This window comes from Saccharothrix coeruleofusca, from assembly GCF_017876325.1.
Lineage (GTDB): Bacteria > Actinomycetota > Actinomycetes > Mycobacteriales > Pseudonocardiaceae > Actinosynnema > Actinosynnema coeruleofuscum.
In genome coordinates, this window is sequence record NZ_JAGINV010000001.1 from 1,599,114 (window position 1) to 1,615,262 (window position 16,149).

General features: G+C 72.1%; 20 protein-coding genes. 14 read left to right on the plus strand and 6 right to left on the minus strand.

What is annotated here, in order from left to right; translation table 11 throughout:
- Positions 1 to 142: 142 nt before the first annotated feature.
- Genes JOF41_RS07595 through JOF41_RS07605 form a run of 3 tightly spaced genes read left to right on the plus strand, consistent with a single transcriptional unit; the run spans position 143 to position 1,918 of the window.
- Positions 143 to 487, plus strand: a complete 345-nt coding sequence (locus JOF41_RS07595) for a hypothetical protein (protein ID WP_209617320.1) — start codon at positions 143 to 145, stop codon at positions 485 to 487.
- Positions 487 to 1,440, plus strand: a complete 954-nt coding sequence (locus tag JOF41_RS07600) for a hypothetical protein (protein WP_209617323.1) — start codon at positions 487 to 489, stop codon at positions 1,438 to 1,440. Before JOF41_RS07595 ends, JOF41_RS07600 begins: the two co-directional genes overlap by 1 nt.
- A 13-nt stretch (positions 1,441 to 1,453) precedes the next feature.
- The gene (locus JOF41_RS07605) at positions 1,454 to 1,918 is read left to right on the plus strand and encodes a YbaB/EbfC family nucleoid-associated protein (protein ID WP_209617327.1); all 465 of its coding nucleotides are present in this window, start codon (positions 1,454 to 1,456) and stop codon (positions 1,916 to 1,918) included.
- A gap of 16 nt (positions 1,919 to 1,934) precedes the next feature.
- On the opposite strand, the gene JOF41_RS07610 is transcribed toward JOF41_RS07605, so the two are convergent.
- The gene (locus tag JOF41_RS07610) at positions 1,935 to 2,903 is read right to left on the minus strand and encodes an acetylxylan esterase (protein ID WP_209617330.1); all 969 of its coding nucleotides are present in this window, start codon (positions 2,901 to 2,903) and stop codon (positions 1,935 to 1,937) included.
- A gap of 88 nt (positions 2,904 to 2,991) precedes the next feature.
- On the opposite strand from JOF41_RS07610, the gene JOF41_RS07615 reads away from it, so the two are divergent.
- The 3 genes from JOF41_RS07615 to JOF41_RS07625 all read left to right on the plus strand — a co-directional run bounded on the left by JOF41_RS07615 (position 2,992) and on the right by JOF41_RS07625 (position 5,944).
- Positions 2,992 to 4,008: a LacI family DNA-binding transcriptional regulator gene (locus tag JOF41_RS07615; RefSeq protein WP_189226564.1), complete on the plus strand. Its 1,017-nt coding sequence runs from the start codon at positions 2,992 to 2,994 to the stop codon at positions 4,006 to 4,008.
- Positions 4,009 to 4,142: 134 nt separating this feature from the next.
- A complete protein-coding gene (locus tag JOF41_RS07620) occupies positions 4,143 to 5,249 on the plus strand; it encodes a glycoside hydrolase family 5 protein (RefSeq protein ID WP_189226565.1) in 1,107 nt (368 codons plus the stop codon).
- A complete protein-coding gene (locus JOF41_RS07625; RefSeq protein WP_307867290.1) occupies positions 5,246 to 5,944 on the plus strand; it encodes an SGNH/GDSL hydrolase family protein in 699 nt (232 codons plus the stop codon). Before JOF41_RS07620 ends, JOF41_RS07625 begins: the two co-directional genes overlap by 4 nt.
- A gap of 56 nt (positions 5,945 to 6,000) precedes the next feature.
- On the opposite strand, the gene JOF41_RS07630 is transcribed toward JOF41_RS07625, so the two are convergent.
- Complete coding sequence (locus JOF41_RS07630; protein WP_189226566.1) at positions 6,001 to 6,207, minus strand: hypothetical protein; 207 nt, start codon at positions 6,205 to 6,207, stop codon at positions 6,001 to 6,003.
- A gap of 103 nt (positions 6,208 to 6,310) precedes the next feature.
- Here JOF41_RS07630 and JOF41_RS07635 point away from each other — a divergent pair, with 103 nt between their 5' ends.
- The 4 genes from JOF41_RS07635 to JOF41_RS07650 are packed head-to-tail and all read left to right on the plus strand — an operon-like array spanning position 6,311 to position 9,813.
- Positions 6,311 to 7,039, plus strand: a complete 729-nt coding sequence (locus tag JOF41_RS07635) for a DUF6338 family protein (protein ID WP_189226567.1) — start codon at positions 6,311 to 6,313, stop codon at positions 7,037 to 7,039.
- Positions 7,040 to 7,041: 2 nt separating this feature from the next.
- Positions 7,042 to 7,788 carry a hypothetical protein gene (locus JOF41_RS07640; RefSeq protein ID WP_209617333.1) on the plus strand — a complete coding sequence of 249 codons (747 nt, stop codon included), beginning with the start codon at positions 7,042 to 7,044 and terminating at the stop codon, positions 7,786 to 7,788.
- A complete protein-coding gene (locus JOF41_RS07645) occupies positions 7,782 to 9,410 on the plus strand; it encodes a hypothetical protein (RefSeq protein WP_209617336.1) in 1,629 nt (542 codons plus the stop codon). Before JOF41_RS07640 ends, JOF41_RS07645 begins: the two co-directional genes overlap by 7 nt.
- A gap of 10 nt (positions 9,411 to 9,420) precedes the next feature.
- On the plus strand, positions 9,421 to 9,813 hold the full coding sequence (locus tag JOF41_RS07650; protein WP_189226570.1) for a DnaJ family domain-containing protein: 393 nt from the start codon (positions 9,421 to 9,423) through the stop codon (positions 9,811 to 9,813).
- A gap of 36 nt (positions 9,814 to 9,849) precedes the next feature.
- On the opposite strand, the gene JOF41_RS07655 is transcribed toward JOF41_RS07650, so the two are convergent.
- Entirely contained in the window at positions 9,850 to 10,032 is a 183-nt protein-coding gene (locus JOF41_RS07655; protein WP_189226571.1) for a DUF397 domain-containing protein, read from the minus strand.
- A gap of 25 nt (positions 10,033 to 10,057) precedes the next feature.
- Entirely contained in the window at positions 10,058 to 10,912 is an 855-nt protein-coding gene (locus JOF41_RS07660; RefSeq protein WP_209617347.1) for a helix-turn-helix domain-containing protein, read from the minus strand.
- A 305-nt stretch (positions 10,913 to 11,217) separates the two neighbouring features.
- Here JOF41_RS07660 and JOF41_RS07665 point away from each other — a divergent pair, with 305 nt between their 5' ends.
- The gene (locus tag JOF41_RS07665) at positions 11,218 to 12,075 is read left to right on the plus strand and encodes a helix-turn-helix domain-containing protein (protein ID WP_276515668.1); all 858 of its coding nucleotides are present in this window, start codon (positions 11,218 to 11,220) and stop codon (positions 12,073 to 12,075) included.
- A gap of 51 nt (positions 12,076 to 12,126) precedes the next feature.
- Here JOF41_RS07665 and JOF41_RS07670 read toward each other — a convergent pair whose 3' ends face one another.
- Positions 12,127 to 12,714, minus strand: coding sequence for a TetR/AcrR family transcriptional regulator (locus JOF41_RS07670; RefSeq protein WP_189226574.1), 588 nt, complete (start codon positions 12,712 to 12,714; stop codon positions 12,127 to 12,129).
- A gap of 99 nt (positions 12,715 to 12,813) precedes the next feature.
- Here JOF41_RS07670 and JOF41_RS07675 point away from each other — a divergent pair, with 99 nt between their 5' ends.
- A complete protein-coding gene (locus JOF41_RS07675) occupies positions 12,814 to 13,857 on the plus strand; it encodes an NAD(P)-dependent alcohol dehydrogenase (protein WP_209617353.1) in 1,044 nt (347 codons plus the stop codon).
- A gap of 125 nt (positions 13,858 to 13,982) precedes the next feature.
- Here JOF41_RS07675 and JOF41_RS07680 read toward each other — a convergent pair whose 3' ends face one another.
- Positions 13,983 to 14,294: a hypothetical protein gene (locus tag JOF41_RS07680; protein ID WP_209617356.1), complete on the minus strand. Its 312-nt coding sequence runs from the start codon at positions 14,292 to 14,294 to the stop codon at positions 13,983 to 13,985.
- 405 nt (positions 14,295 to 14,699) lie between these two features.
- Here JOF41_RS07680 and JOF41_RS36765 point away from each other — a divergent pair, with 405 nt between their 5' ends.
- A complete protein-coding gene (locus JOF41_RS36765; RefSeq protein ID WP_244990456.1) occupies positions 14,700 to 15,083 on the plus strand; it encodes an SDR family NAD(P)-dependent oxidoreductase in 384 nt (127 codons plus the stop codon).
- Positions 15,084 to 15,218: 135 nt separating this feature from the next.
- A complete protein-coding gene (locus JOF41_RS07690) occupies positions 15,219 to 16,139 on the plus strand; it encodes an NsdA family TPR-like regulatory protein (protein WP_244989533.1) in 921 nt (306 codons plus the stop codon).
- Positions 16,140 to 16,149 lie beyond the last annotated feature (10 nt).

Genomic DNA, 16,149 nt, shown 5'->3' on the forward strand with positions numbered 1-16,149 from the left:
CGGTGGCCCCCTCACGGTCCGCCCAGTGCCCGCGAGCACCACCCGGCGCCGCTCACCGGGTGATCCGCCCGTTTCCCCCGCGCCGTGACGTCGCTCGCGTTACCGTGACCGGTGACAGCGGGGGCGACCGGGGGAGGGGCGCGTGGCCGGCGGATTCTCAGCCGAGGTGACCAGCCTGGAGGAAGCGGCGAACAAGGCGCTGCGGCCCTTGGCGGCCGAACTGCTGGACGCCAGATCCCGGCTCGCCGACACCCGCTACTCCGACATCGGCTTCACCGCCGGGCAGTACGACGAGGACGGCATCTTCGCCCCCGCGGGCAGCGCCTGGGACGAGACGCGCGGCTTCCTCGAGCGGATCTTCGCCGACAACGCCGAGAACCTGCTGCTGGCCGCGGCGGCCCTGTTGGAGATCGCCCAGCGCTACCGCCAGGCCGACCAGGGCGCCGCAGCCAACCTCCAGGCCATCGAGAACCAGGGGCTGGGCTGATGTCGCAGGCGCAGTGGCAGCAGGAGATGATCGGGGCCGCGAGCAACTTCAGCAACATCCTGTGGCAGGTCACCGAGAACTCGCCGATCCCCGACGACTACCACTACTTCGGCGGGCCCATCGTGCCGCGCCTGTACGACGTGTTCGACAAGTTCTGCTCCGGCGACCTCGACTCGCTCGACAACACGATCCAGGACTTGAACGACCTGAACATGCGGCTGGGCCGCGACCACGCGAAGCTGATCGGCGATGCCATCGACCACCTCGACGACTGGGAGGGCTCCGCGGCCGAGAACGCGCGGTCGTACCTGCGCGGTATGGAAGCCGCGATCAACCGCAAGCGCGAGTGCGTCGACGCGCTGATCCTGGTCGTGAAGGCGCAGCGCGCCGTCGTGGAGGGGCTCCGCTCCGACGTGCTGCAACTGATCGACAAGACCAACACCGGCATCGAGCAGGCAGGCGCCAACAAAACGAAGCTGGTGCTCGCGGTGGTCGGCGCGATCGCCGCGGTCGCCTCGGCCGCCATCCCCGGCGGGCCGATCGCCGCCGCGGTCGTCGGGGCGATGATGTCCGGCGCGGTCAGTGTGTACAGCGCGAGCCTGGACGGGCACAACCGAGCCCAGGTGATCGTGTCCATGGTCGTCGCGGGCGAGGAGATCGTGGCCCGCGCCGAGGAGGCCCGCGCCCAGATCGAGAAGGGCTTCGCGGAGGTGGCGAAGTACCTGACCGGCAACGAGTTGAAGTACGTCCGCCCGGACCGGCCGAGGGTGGTCTCCGACGGCGGCTTCGAGCCCGACGACTTCCACCCGGAGGACGGCTACACCCCGCAGGTCCGCGACCGCCTGCCCAAGGACGACGTGGTCGTGGAACCGCCGAAGCAACCGGACCGCCCGTCCGACCACGGCCCGTGGGGCACCGAGGACGACGCCTATCCCGAGCAGATCCGCAGCTGAGAGGACCCGAGGCGTGACCGACTCCGATACGTTCGCCGCGCGAGCCGCGGAACTCCGCTCGCGCACCGAGGACCTGAGCACCCGCATCGCCCGGCAGAGCAAGGCGTTGGAGGCGGCGGGCGGGCAGGCGGCGGCGGTCAGCGCCACGGCCGTCTCGCCCGAGAACTCCGTCCGCGTGACCGTGGACGCCACGGGGCTGCTCACCGAACTGGTCATCGCCCCGGAGGTGATGACCAGGACCTCGGCCGCCGAACTGGCCCGCCGCATCACCGAGACCACTCGCGCCGCCGCGATCCAGGCCCGCGAGCGGGTGCGCGCCCTCTACGCCGGTCTGGTGGACGAAGGCGTGATCCGCACGGTGCCCGACCTGCTCCCGCGGGTCCCGGCCCCGGCGCAGGCGCCGCCCGCCCCCCGGCCGTCCCGCCCGGTGTGGGACGAGCCGGAGGAGACGCCCAGCTTCCAGCGCGACGCCTGGTGACCGCCCACCCTGGACGTCACAGGTGCTCGCGCAGGTGGCGCAGCTTGGTCTCGGCGTGCAGTTGCGGCACCACGTGGCCGGTGAACGGCAGCACCGCGATCTCCTTGGGCGCGGTGATCTCGTTGTAGGCGGCGTACACAGTGGACGGTGGGCACACCTCGTCCATCAACCCCACGCTGAGCAGGCTGCGCGCGGTGATCCGCCGGGCCAGCAGCGCCGCGTCGACGTACCGCAGGGTGTCCAGCGCGGCGGGCACGAGGTGGACGTTGTGCGCGAGGAAGGACGCGATCTCGGCGTAGGGGTCGGAGCCGGTCAGCGTGATGGCGCGCTGGAAGTCGCACAGGAAGGGCACGTCGGCGTGGCAGACCTTGACCCGGTCGCCGTTGAGTGCCGCGGCGGCCAGCGCCAGTCCGCCGCCCTGGCTGCCGCCGGAGACCGCCAGGCGCGCCGCGTCCACCCCCGGCAGCCCGGCGGCCACCTCGACGGCCAGCGCGGCGTCGGTCATCAGCCGCGTCACGTAGTAGGTCTCCGGCGCGGTGATCCCCCTGGTCATGAAGCCGGGGTGGGACGGACCGGCGGGCGCGGAGTCGGCGGTGGCACCGGGGGTCCACCGACCGCCCTGGCCGCGCGTGTCCATGACGAACACCGCGTAGCCCGCCGCGGGCAGCAGCGCGTGCTCGGTGGGCAGCCCGCGCCCGCCGCCGTAGCCGATGTAGGTCACCACGGTGGGCAGCGGCTCGTCGCCCGACCCCGGCGGGCGCAGGTACCACCCCTTGACGCGGTCGCCCAGCGCGCCGGAGAACTCCACGTCCCACACGCCCAGCGGTCCGTACACCTCGGGCAGGTGGGGTTCGAGGGCGGGCGGCGCGGCTGCCGCGCGGGCCTCGTCGAGCCGGGCGCGCCACCAGTCGTCGAGCCCCTCGGGCTCCTCGGTGGCGGTCCGGTACCGGACCAGTTCCGGCTCGGGCAGGTCGAACCAGGGCACGGCGCACCCCTTTCGAGTGATCATTAAGCGCTTAACCACCCTACTGGGCAGGTCTAGACTCGATGATCAGTACGCTGAGGAGGTGGGGGTGCCAGCCAAGCGTCCGACCATCTCGGACATCGCAAGGGCAGCGGGCGTGTCCACCGGCGCGGTCTCCTACGCGCTGAACAACCGCCCCGGCGTCTCCGAGCCCACCCGCCGCCGGATCATGGCCATCGCCGACCGGCTGGGCTGGGTGCCCAGCAGCGCCGCCCGCTCGCTGTCCGACGGCCGGGCCAACGCGATCGGGCTGGTGGTCGACCGGCCCGCGCGGGTGATCGGCGTCGAGCCGTACTTCATGCAGCTGATCTCGGGCATCCAGGGCGCGCTGGCGGGCGGGCCGACCTCGCTGCTGCTGCAGGTGACCGACAACGCCGCCGCCGAGCTGGCCGCCTACCGGCGCTGGTGGGGCGAGCGCCGGGTGGACGGCGTGCTGCTGGTCGACCTGGTGCAGGACGACCCGAGGGTGGAGCTGGTGCGCGAGCTGCGGCTGCCCGCCGTGGTGCTGGGCGAGCCGGTGGTGGACGACGTGCCCTGCGTGTGGACCGACGACGCGGTGGCCGTGGTGGAGGTGCTGGAGTACCTGGTGGCGCTGGGGCACCGCCGCATCGTGCGGGTCGCCGGGCCGACCAGGTTCGTGCACACGCAGACCCGCTCGCGCGCGTTCACCACCACCGCCGCGCGGCTGGGGCTGACCGGGGCGCGCGTGGTGCACGCCGACTACTCCGACGAGGCCGCCGCGCGGGTGACGCGCCGGGTGCTCACCGGCGGCGAGCCGCCCACCGCGCTGGTGTTCGACAACGACGTGATGGCGGTGTCGGCGCTGGGCGTGGCCCAGGAGCTGGGCCTGTCCGTGCCCGAGCAACTGTCCCTGGTCGCCTGGGACGACTCGGCGCTGTGCAGGCTGGTCCGGCCCGCGCTGTCGGCGGTGCGCCGCCCGATCGCCGAGCGCGGCGCGGAGGCGGTCCGCCTGCTGCTGCGCGTCATCGACGGCGCGGCGGTCGAGCAGGTCCGGACCTCGGACCCGGAACTGGTGCCCCGCGCCAGCACCGGCCCGCTGCGCTGACCGCTCGCGCGGCAACCGCCGTCGAACGATCGTCGAACAATGCGGGGCCGTTGACACTTAAGCGGTTAATTGCTTTGGTGGGATCGCGCTGCCCTGCACTCGCCCGTCAACGACGACAACCACGCGAGGTCCCCATGCGCAAGCGATTCGCCCTGGTCGGCGCCGCCATCGCCGCCCTGGCCCTCTCCCTGGTGTCGGTGGTGCCCGCCTCGGCGGCCACCGGCTTCTCCATCAGCGGCGGCAGGCTGCTCGACGCCAACGGCAACGACTTCGTCATGCGCGGCGTCAACCACGCCCACACCTGGTACACCGGCCGGACCACCCAGGCGCTCAAGGACATCAAGGCGCTGGGCGCCAACACCGTCCGCGTCGTGCTCTCCAGCGGCGACCGGTGGACCCGCAACAACGCCGACGACGTCGCCGGCGTCATCGCCCAGTGCAAGGCAAACCGGCTGATCTGCGTGCTGGAGGTGCACGACACCACCGGCTACGGCGAGCAGAGCGGCGCGGTGAGCCTGGCCAAGGCGGTCGACTACTGGATCAGCGTGCGGAGCGCGCTGGCGGGCCAGGAGCGCTACGTGCTGCTCAACATCGGCAACGAGCCCTACGGCAACAACAACTACACCGCCTGGACCGCCGACACCCGCGACGCCATCACCCGGCTGCGCTCGGCGGGCTTCACCCACACGATCATGGTGGACGCGCCGAACTGGGGCCAGGACTGGGCTTTCACCATGCGCGACAACGCGGCGTCGGTGTTCGACGCCGACCCGCAGAGGAACACCATCTTCTCCATCCACATGTACGGCGTGTTCGACACCGCGACGGAGATCAACGACTACCTGAACCGCTTCGTCTCCGCAGGCCTGCCGATCCTGGTGGGCGAGTTCGGCCACGACCACTCCGACGGCAACCCCGACGAGGACGCCATCTTCGCCACCACCCAGCGGCTGGGACTGGGCTACCTGGCCTGGTCCTGGAGCGGCAACGGCGGCGGCGTGGAGTACCTGGACCTGGTCACCGACTTCGACGCCGCGCGGCTGACCTCCTGGGGACAGCGGGCGTTCAACGGCGCCAACGGCATCAAGGCGACCTCGCGCGAGGCCAGCGTCTACAGCGGCGGGACCGAGACGGCGGTCGCCTCCCACACCTTCGCCGTCCACGCGCGGGACGCCGCGGGCAACCGCTCGGCCCGCTCCGGGGCGGTGGCCGTGACCACACGGCCTGAGGGGCGGCCGTGATCAGGGCAACCGCGTCAGCGGTGCTGGTGGCGCTGGTCGGGCTCCTCGTGGTCGCCGCGCCCGCGCGGGCCGAGGCGCCGGTGCGGATCATGCCGCTGGGCGACTCGATCACCGGCTCCCCCGGCTGCTGGCGGGCGCGGCTGGACGTCGACCTGCGCGCGGCGGGGCACACGGACATCGACTTCGTGGGCACCCAACCCGCGCAGGGCTGCGGTGTCGCCTACGACGGCGAGCACGAGGGGCACGGCGGGGCGCTGGTCACCGCCGTGGCCGACCAGGACCAGCTGGTGCCCTGGCTGCGGGCGACCGACCCCGACGTGGTGCTGGTGCACTTCGGCACCAACGACGTGTGGAGCAACCGCTCGACGGTGACGATCCTGGCCGCCTACGGCAAGCTCGTCGACCGGATGCGCGCCCAGAAGCCGACCGTCAGGGTGATCGTCGCCAAGATCATCCCCATGGGCACGTCCCAGTGCGCCCCCTGCGGGCAGCGGGTGGTCGACCTCAACGCGGCCATCCCCGGCTGGGCGAGCGGCAAGTCCACCACCGCCTCGCCGATCACCGTCGTGGACCAGTGGACCGGGTTCGCCACGGCCACCGACACCTACGACGGCGTGCACCCCAACGCCTCGGGGGAGCGGAAGATGGCCGACCGCTGGTTCCCCGCCGTCGTCTCGGCGCTCACCGGCGCCTGATCGCGTCCCGTGGTCGCGCCCCGGCGCGGCCACGGGGCCCGGTCACAGCGACCCGGTCACAGCGACTCGGGCCGCTTGTCCGAGATCTCCGGGTCGGGCCCCTCCACCTCGGCCACCAGGGGAGCCCCGTAACCGGGCAGAGCCCCGTCGGACTCCCACCCCCGGTAGGCGCCGCCCGCCGGGGGCTGGCCCCAAGGGGCGGCGGGCTCCCACTCGAATTCGCCCTCCGGCGGTAACTGCTCTTCGGGTCGTGGGTCCGACACGGTCGCTCCTCCGACGTCGCCGCGGTACTGGACTCCCGTCACGGGCTGGACCACACTACTGCGCCGAGCGACCGATCCGCCGTCGCTCACACGAAGGGGTGAGATGCCGACCACGCTGGCGAGCCTGGTGATCTTCCTGGTGCTGCTCATGCCGGGATTCGCCTACCGGCTGCTGCGCGAGCGGTCCGCTTCCCACCGGAGCTTCTCGCCGTTCCGCGAGACGATCTCGCTGGCGTTCACCAGCGTGCTGGCCGACGCGGCGGCGCTGGCGGTGTTCGCCGCGCTCAGGGCGCTGTTCCCGAAGGCGACGCCGGACGTGGGGCGGCTGGTGCGCGACCCCGGCGGGTACTTCGGCGCGCACTACGCGACGCTGTTCGCCTGGGGAGCGGGATTGCTGGCGCTGGCCACGCTCCTCGCCGCGCTGGCCGCCGCGGAGTGGCCGCGCCGCCTCTACCTGAGCCGCTTCCGCCCCGACTGGAAGTCCACCACGTCGCAGAGCATCACCTACCTGTCGAACTGGTGGGCGTTGTTCACCCGCAACCCCGGAACGCGCAAGTACGTCGGGTGCGTGCTGGACGACGGCTCGTACGTGGCCGGGTGGCTGAAGTGGTTCAGCAACTCCGCCGACGACGGCCCGGACCGCGAGCTGTCCCTCACCGGCCCCATCTACTACCGCAAGCCGAACGCCGCGGAGGCGGTGGAACTGCGCGACGTGCACGCCGTGGCGGTCAGCGCCCGGAAGATCGTCCTGCTCACGGTGTCCTACCTGCGGGGCGATGACGCGTCACCCGCCGCAGAATTGCGTGATCGATCCGACGCCCGTGACGGATGATCGTGGCCATCGAAGACACGCGCAACGAGATGAGCGGCCGAGCGGGGACGGTGGTCCAGGCCCGGCGCATCCGGATCGGCGGCAGCGACGACCGCCGCGGCCTGTACGCGCTCCTGGTCGTCGCCCTGGTCCTCGTGCTGGTGATCCCGTTCGTCGTCTGGCGGATGACCGCCACGAACGACCCCGACACCCCGCTGGCCGTGGTGACCTCGGTGAGCCTGCCCGCCGACTGCGACACGGGCTGGGTGGTGCCCGAGCCGGGGGACGCCGTCCCGCGTTCCGAGCGCCCGGCCGGGGCCGTGCTCTCCAGCGGCGGTGAGGTGGCCGTCAACGTCCAGGGGCTGACCGGTCGGGCCGTCGTACTGCGGAAGATGGAGGTCGAGGTCGTGGACCGAGCCCCGGCCATGCGGGGGGCCTTCCTGCAGAGCGGCTGCGGCAGCGACATGACCCCACGTCACTACCGGCTCGAACTCTCCGCGGGCGCACCGGAACTGCTCCCCGGCAAGGAGACGCAGCCGTTCCCGTACAAGGTCGCGGAGGCGGACCCGGAGCAGTTCGTCATCACCCCCTTCGCCCGCGCCGAGCACGTGCGGTGGCGGCTGCACCTGCACTGGAGTTCGGGCGACGAGGAAGGCGACCTCGTGGTGGACGACAACGGCGAACCGTTCGGCACCACCGACACCACGGCCACGACGGGCCGGTTCTGCCTGGAAGAACCCGATCACCGGCGATGGGTGCCGGGGTGCTGAGAGGGCTGGCGCTGGCCGCCCTGCTGCTCGCGGCCTGCACGGCCGCACCCGAGCCCGCGCCCCGACCGCCCCGGTGGACGAAGGTCGCCACCGACCTGCCCGAGGACGTGACCGTCACCCACGTCGCGGGCTGGGACGGCGGACTGGTCGCCGCCGCGGGCTTCGACCAGCCGGTGGCCTTCGCCTCCGACAACGGCGAGCGGTGGTGGCCCGCCGCGCCGGACGGCCTGACACAGGTGATCGGCGTGGCCGGGCATGGCGGGAACGGGTACCTGCTCGGACTGACGGCGGGCGGCGCGGCGGTGTGGCGCACCGACGACGGCCGCCGATGGGAGTCGACCCCGCTGGAGGGCGCTTTCCCCGAGGACACCGCGCTGGCGGTGGCGGCGGGTCCGCGCGGCGTGGTCGTGGCGGGCTACGGCCCCTGGGACGCCACGTCGTCGAGCCGCCAGGACGTGCGGACCTGGCACTCGCGGGACGGTCGCGAGTTCGACCGCACGAGCGTGCTGGAGTTGGGCGAGCTGGACGGCCTCATGCCGCCGCAGCTGACAGCGACCTCGGACGGCTTCCTGCTCCAGGACGTGTGGGGACTGGACACGCCTTTTCTGCACGGTTCGCGCAACGGGTTGGACTGGCACGACCTCAGCCAGGGACTGCCCAAGGGGGCGCTCGTCGTCGCGGCCGGCGCGGGCGGGACCACCGTGGCGCTGACCCGCGAGGGCGACCCGGCCCTGGCCGTTGAGCTGGGGGCCTGGTACCGGCGCGCGGGGGAGAACTGGCGCAGCGGTTCCATCGACCTCGGCGAGCTGCCCGACGTCGGGGCGCTGCCCAGGAGCCAGCAGGAGGCGCGGGACGTCCGGCCGTGGGGCGATGGCTTCATCGCGGTCGGCAGCGCCATGGACGCCTACGCGGGCACCGGGGCGGTGTGGATCTCGGCGGACGGCGTGACGTGGCGCAAAGAACCCGTGCGCGACAACGGTTTCGACACCGCGTCGGAGTTCACCGCGATCGCCGCCACCGCTGGCTCGGTGTTCTTGTTCGGGACGAGGCGGTCGGACGACGCGGGTGTGGTCCTGTGGCGCGCACCCGCCCCACCCGTCACACCGACCACCACCACGACACCGCACGGCCCGCCCACGCGGGTCGTGGACTTCGCTCTCACCGGACAGGAGCTCCACTCCACCGAGCAGGGGCAGTGCGCGACCCCGTCCCGGATCACCGCCCGTGACGACGCCTGGAGCTGCCGCGTCATGGAATCCGACTTCGATCCTTGCTTCTCCTCGCCCGACGAACCGGGGCGGGCCTTCTGCCCCACCGGTCAGGACAACGGGCTGGCCGTCGAGCTGACCGCGCCGCTTCCCGCCCGCACCCCTGCGCCGCCCGACGCGCCGCGACGGCCGTGGCTGCTGGAGCTGGCCACGGGGGAGGTGTGCACCGCGACCACGCACGAGGGCTACCAGCCGGTCGACGGACTGGCGCTGTCGATGATCTGCGCCGACGGCGGTGCGGGCGGGTACGTGTGGGGCGAGGTCGACACCTCGGGTTCGACGTGGATCGCCCGCTTCTCCCACGATGAGCACGGGCCCGCGGAGCCCACCGCGGTCATCACCGCCTACAGGTAGCCTGGAAGGCGTGACCGAGCGCAAACCCGCTGGTGTGGGCTTCGAGACGTGGGTCGAGAGGCAGATCCGCGAGGCGCAGGAGCGCGGCGAGTTCGACGACCTGCCCGGCTCCGGCAAGCCGCTGAGCGGGCTGGGCGAGCCGCACGACGAGCTGTGGTGGATCAACGAGAAGGTGCGGCGGGAAGAGGGCACCGCGCTGCCCCCGACGCTGCTGCTGCGCAAGGAAGCCGCCGCCGCGCGGGAGGCGGCGGGCCGGGCGCGCACCGAAGAGGAGGTGCGGGCCATCATCGGGGCGATCAACGCCAGGATCGTGGACGCGATCCGCAAGCCGATGTCCGGGCCGCCGCTGAACCTGATGCCGTTCGACGTGGAGCACGTCGTGGCGCGGTGGCGGGAACGCTGAACGGTCCCCGGCGCGGGTGCGCCGGGGACCAGGGAGTCACGCGCCCTTCAGCGCGACCAGGAAACCGGTGAAGCTCTTCGCGCCGAAGCCCAGCACGGGCCCGTCGGGATTCTTCGAGTCCCGCACCAGCGTTCGGCTCACGCGGTGCGCCACCTCGACGCAATCACCGCCGTTGCCGCCGCTGTGGCTGGACTTCCGCCAGGTGGTGTCCGGGGCCATCGCCCGTACCTCCCATTCCGGTGAGTCACAGTTCACCTGCCACTGTAGCCAGCAGGGCACTGCTCTTCGCCGGTGAGAGCGCAGCTCCAACCGCCTGGCGGAACACCATCTCGTACTCGTTGACGTGCTTCGGGGCGTCGATGGAGGCCGCCGTGGTCAGGTTCTCCAGGTAGACGACGTTGCCCAGGTTGTCCGGGAAGCGCAGCAGGACGAACGGGAAGCCCGACGCCGCGTGCGCGCCCGCGCTGAACGGGATGACCTGCACGGTGACGTTCTGCATGGCGGCCAGCTTGCGCAGGTGCAGCAACTGGTCCCGCATCACGTCGGGACCGCCGACCACCGTGCGGACGGCCGCCTCGTGCAGCACCGCGTGCAGGCGTTGGCTGCTCTCCCCGTCCGTCAGGCGCGACTGGCGCGCCTGCCGGGCCTGCACGAGCCGGTCCAGTTCCTGCTCGTCGTGCAGCGGGTTGGCCTCCAGCAGCGCACGGGCGTAGTCGGGGGTTTGCAGCTGCCCCGGAATCAAATCGGAGTGGTAGCGCAGGACCTCGGCGGCGATCTGCTCCAGGTTGAAGAACTTGCGGAAGAAGTCCGGCAGCACCGAGCCGTAGGCGGTGCGCGGCGACCGCTTGCGCGCCTCCCGCGCCAGCTCCTCCAGGTGCTTGCGGGTCTGCTTGGTCGCGCCGAGGAACTCCAGCAGGTCCTTCAGCTCCGACGCCCGGACGCCGACGTCACCGGCCTCGATCCGGCGGATCTTGGCCACCGAGCACTCCAGGACCTCCGCCACGGCCTCCGGGGTCTTGCCCGCGTCCTCGCGCAAGGACGTGAGCGCCAGGCCCAACTGTCGCTTGTAGACCGTCGGGCTCGCGCCGTTACCGGACATGACCACCTCAACTTCCTTCGGGGATGGGAATTTCCGGCGCAAGTCTGCCGCACATCGCCGCTCGTGTACCTCACTCGATGGTGTACTTCTCAACCTGCATGTGCACCGTTACGTTGATCTTCGCCTGGCTCGGCCAGGGCTCGACGGAGTGGCTCGCGTCTCGCGGTTCCTCTTCCGCTCCGGTCGGGTGGGTGGTCCGGTCGCGTCGCGGCATCGGCCGGGCCGCCCCGCGCACGAGGGCATTGGGTTTTCCCAGGGCAGTGGGGAGCCTCCGGGGGGCGGAGGCGCAAGGTGGAGGACGAGTGATGACGCACTTCCGGGAATTCGTGACGGCGGAATACTCACGCGGACGGACGATCCGCGCTCTGGCGGCGATGACGGGCCGCTCCTACGGGACGGTGCGCAGCGCTCTGGTGTCGGAGGGGGTGGAGCTGCGCTCGCGCGGGGCGCGCGCGGCCAGGGTGAACCTGGGCGAGGGCGACGCGGGGGCGCGCCGCGAGGAGTTGTCGGTGCTGCTGCTGTCCTCGCGGCTGAACGCGGGGCTCACCGGGCGCGACGCCGGTGCGCGGGCGGGCATGAGCCAGTCGAAGCTGTCCAAACTGGAGACCGGCAGGCTCGTGCCCAAAGTGGACGACGTGGCCCGGCTGGCGGAGAACTACGCGGTGTCGCCGGAGATCCGGGGCCGCATGGTGGAGCTGGCCTCGCTGGTGTCCCGCGACGCGCGCCACCGCCGCGCGGTCCTGCACCGGGGCGCGGCCCGCCAGCAGGTCCGGGTGGCGCGGGCCGAGCAGTCCGCGACGACGGTGCGCGTCCTCGGCGTCGGCGGTCTCCCGGAAGCCGTGCTGGACAAGCCGCCGCGCGGCAAGGAGTTCGTGGTGCTGATGCCGGAAGGGGTGGTTCGCTCGGCGCCGGACCTGGTGCAGCAGGTGTACCGGGTGAGCATGGCGGAGGGGATCGAGGTGGGCATCATCCCGTTCTTCTCGAAGGCGTCCATCCCGGACGCGGGCTACCGCGTGCTGGACGAGCGCATGGTCGTGGTGGAGCTGTTGGCGGGCAACGTGGTCATCACCGACCCCGAGGACGTGGCCGAGCACGTGGCCCAGTTCGAGCGGTTGCGCGGGCACGCCGTGTTCGGCGACCGGATGCGCTACCTCTTCCTCTGAACTGCGACCCGAGCGCTCGGACACCGCGACCCGAGCGCTCGGGTCGGGCTGTCAGCCGGGGGCCACGACCCGCTGGACGCTCTCGCGGAGCAGGGCTCGGCGGCGTTCGTGGGCTTCCGGCGGTTCCTGCTCGCTGGCGGCGTAGACGTTGCTGACCGGCGACCACGCCATGGACATCGCGATGACCATCGCCATCAGGTCGAACGGATCGCCGGACCGGACGGTTCCCGCGGCTTGCGCGTCGGCGATGGCGCGCAGTTTGGCGTCGTCGAGCCTGCTGGCGTCGTCGACGAGGTGACCGACCGGGCGCCTCTCCAGGCGGGCCCACGTGGCGAGCCGGATGAGGTCGGGGCGGCGCAGGTACTCGTCGTACAGCCGGACGGCCCAGTCCGCGAGGTCGGCCGCGTCGATCGGCACGACGGTCATGATCCGTTCCAGGGAACCGAAGAAGATCGCGTCGAACAGGCCCTCCTTGCTGCCGAAGTAGCCGTAGAGCTGGGCCTTGTTCGTGCGGGCCGCCGCCACGATCCGGTCGATGCGGGCCCCGGCGATGCCGTGCTCGGCGAACTCGCTGGTCGCCACGTCCAGGATGCGCTGCCGCGTGGCGACGCCGCGCGAGGTCAGGGGCTTCTGCACCATGCCGAGCACGATAACAACAGACCGGTCGGTTTGCCCCCGCTGCTCCCGGCGGCTAGCCTGGCCCCAATAGACAGAACAGTCTGTTTGTAGGGGAGCGTCATGAGGACCACTGTGGGCTGGCAGGCCGACCGCGGCGGAACCGCGCTGCGGCGGGTGTCGTTCGAACGGAGAGACCTGCGAGCCGATGACATCGCGGTGCGCGTGGACTACTGCGGCGTCTGCCACACCGATCTGCACTCCATCCACGCCTACCGCGACAACGGCGGCGCGCCGCTGGTGCCGGGTCACGAGTTCACCGGCGTGGTGACCGACATCGGCCGCGATGTCACGCGATTCGCCGTGGGCGACGCCGTCGCGGTCGGCAACATCGTCGACTCCTGCGGCGCGTGCGCCATGTGCCTGAAGGGGCAGGAGAACTTCTGCCACGAGTTCCCGACCCTGACCTACGGCGGTACCGACCGCCACGACGGAACCACCACACTGGGTGCCTATTCCCGCGAGTACGTGGTGCGCGACGGGTTCGCCCACCCGCTCCCCGCCGGGCTCGACCCGGCCGCCGCCGCTCCTCTGCTGTGCGCGGGCGTCACCGTCTGGGAACCGCTGCGGGCGCTCGGCGTCGGCCCCGGCAGCCGCGTCGCGGTGGTCGGGCTCGGCGGCCTCGGACACCTCGCGGTCAAGTTCGCCGTGGCGCTCGGGGCCGACACCACGGTCATCAGCCGGTCGGCGGACAAGGCCGAGGACGCCCGCCGCTTCGGCGCGGCGGACCTGGTCGTGTCGACCGACCAGGAGCGGATGGCCGCCGTGAAGGAGCGGTTCGACGTCGTCATCGACACCATCGCCGTCCCCCACGACCTCGCCCCCTACCTGAGGCTGGTCGCCCTGGACGGGACCCTCAGCCAGGTCGGCTATCTCGGTCCGGTCACCGTGGAGGGCCTCGACCTGCTGATCGGGCGCAAGAAGCTCAGCTCGGCGGGGAGCGGCGGCCGTCCCGAAACCGCCGCGATGCTGGAGTTCTGCGCCGAGCACGGCGTCACCGCGGACATCGAGCTGGTGCCGTCGGCGCGGGTGAACGAAGCTCTCGACCGCTTGGGGCGCAACGACGTCCGCTACCGCTTCGTGCTCGACATGGCCGACCTGGTGTAGACCGCTCCGCGCACCCGGCACCCCACCCCAGCGAGTCGGCAAGTACTACCAGCCCTCCCTCGGAGGGCCGGTAACCACTACCCGGCAACGTGGTCCCGAAGGTCGGGACGCCTGAACGCGCGGGGTCAGGGGACGCCGGCGGTGTCCAGCAGGGCGGTGGCGGCGCGCAGGCCCAGGCCGCCCAGGGGTTCGGCGCGGACGACGGAGCGGGCCGAGGCGCCGTCGAAGACGATGGTCAACTGGGCGGCCAGGGTGTCCGGGTCGGCCACGCCCGCCCGCTCCGCCTCGGCGCGGAAGAAGTCGGTCAAGTCCTGCTTGTGCCGCCGCGCCACGGTGCTGGCCGGGTGCGCGGTGTCCTTCAGCTCCGCGGCGACGGCCACCATGGGGCAGCCGTGATAGTCCGGCGAGCTGCTGATCTCCTCCTGCCGCCGGGACAAGGAGCCGATCCCGAGAGGAGGGCACGACGTCAGGTCACCGCGTGGGTTGCGCGGTGAAAACAGATCGGTTTCCACGGCGAGGAGCAGACTCATGACCACGATCGACGGAGCGACCGCGCTGGTCACCGGCGGCAACCGGGGCATGGGCCAAGCGCTGGTGCGGGCGCTGTACGAGCGCGGCGCGGCGAAGGTCTACGCCACCGCGCGACCCGCGCACGATCACCCGCCCCGACGCCGTGGCACTGCCCCTGGAGGTCACCGACCCGTCCTCGGTCGCCGAGCTGGCCCGAGTCGCGGACGACGTCACCATCCTGGTCAACAACGCGGGGGTGCCGCTGAACCTCGTACCTGCGATCCCCGCTGGAGCAGATCCGGCGCGAGTTCGACGTCAACTTCTTCGGGCCGCTGCGCACCACCCGCGCGTTCGCGCCGGTCATCGAGCGCAACGGCGGTGGCCACATCCTCAACGTGCACTCGGTGCTGTCCTGGATCGCCATGTCCGGCGCGTACAGCGCGACGAAGTCCGCGCTGTGGTCGCAGAGCAACGCCCTGCGCCTGGAGCTCGAACCGCGCGGCATCACCGTGCCCGGCCTGCACGTCGGGTACGTCGACACCGACATGACCGCGGGGATCGACGAGCCGAAGGTCTCGGCCGACCAGATCGCCGAGTCGGCGTTGGACGGCATCGAGGCCGACCGGTACGAGATCCTGGTCGACGACATGTCCCGCCGGGTCAAGGCGACGCTGTCCGGTGACCTCGTCGAGCTGTACCCGTCACTGGTGCAGTGAACCTCGTCGAACGTGACCGCTGGTGGCGGGACCGCTCGGTGGACAGGGCCGCTCGTGTACGGGCGCGCGTCCGTTCCGGTGTGGGGGGATGCGCAGCGCAGCGGACCGGGCACCCTCGGGGGAGGAGGTGCTGCCATGTCCGACGTGCCGGAGCGGGTGGGATTCGAAGACGTGGCGCGGATCGAGGAGGGAACCGCCGTGCTGCGCCAAGAGGACTACCGCGCGGGCGGCGGCGCGTGCCGCGACGCGGCGGTGGCCTCGGCGCAGTGGCACGACCGGCTGCTGGACGCGCGGGCCACCCACGCGGTGCGCGTCCGGCTGCTGGTGGCACTGGCGGACGCGCACAACCTGGCCGCGTGGACCTGCTTCGACACCGGGGTGAACCAGGCCGCGGGCAGGCACTGGGCACGGGCGCTGGAGCTGGCCACCGAGGCGGGCCACGACGACCTCGCCGCCAACATCCACTACCGGACCGGACGCCTGCACCTGCACCGCGGCGCGTGCGACGACGCGCTGCTGGAGTTCGATCGCGGTGCGGCCGTGGCGGTGTCGGCGCACTCCAAGGCGATCCTGCACGTGAACCAGGCGTGGGCGCACGCGGCGGTGGGCAACGTGCGACCCGCCTTGGAATGCCTGCGGCGGGCGCACGACCAGTTCGACCGCGCCTCGGAGGTGGCCGACTGGGCCAGGTTCTTCGACGGGACGGACCTGACGGCGATGACCGGCGTGGTCCACACCGAATTGGCCCGCACGGTCGACCGCGCGCACAGCGCCACCGCCATCCGGCTGCTCACCGCCGCGGCGGCGGGGTACGGGCCGAACATGGCGCGCAGCCGGGCGTTGAGCCTGATCGCGTTGACCACCAACCACTTGCTGGCGCACGACTTCGACGAGGCGGCGTCGGTGTGCGAGGAGGCGCTGGAGGCGTCGCGGGGAATCGGCTCCACCCGCTTGGCCGACCGGCTGGCGCCGGTGCGCGGCCTGGCCATGCTGCACCGGGAGAACGCGGACGCGGCGGGTGTGGCCGCACGGGTGGACGCCTTCGTCCGCGACTGACCACCCGCAC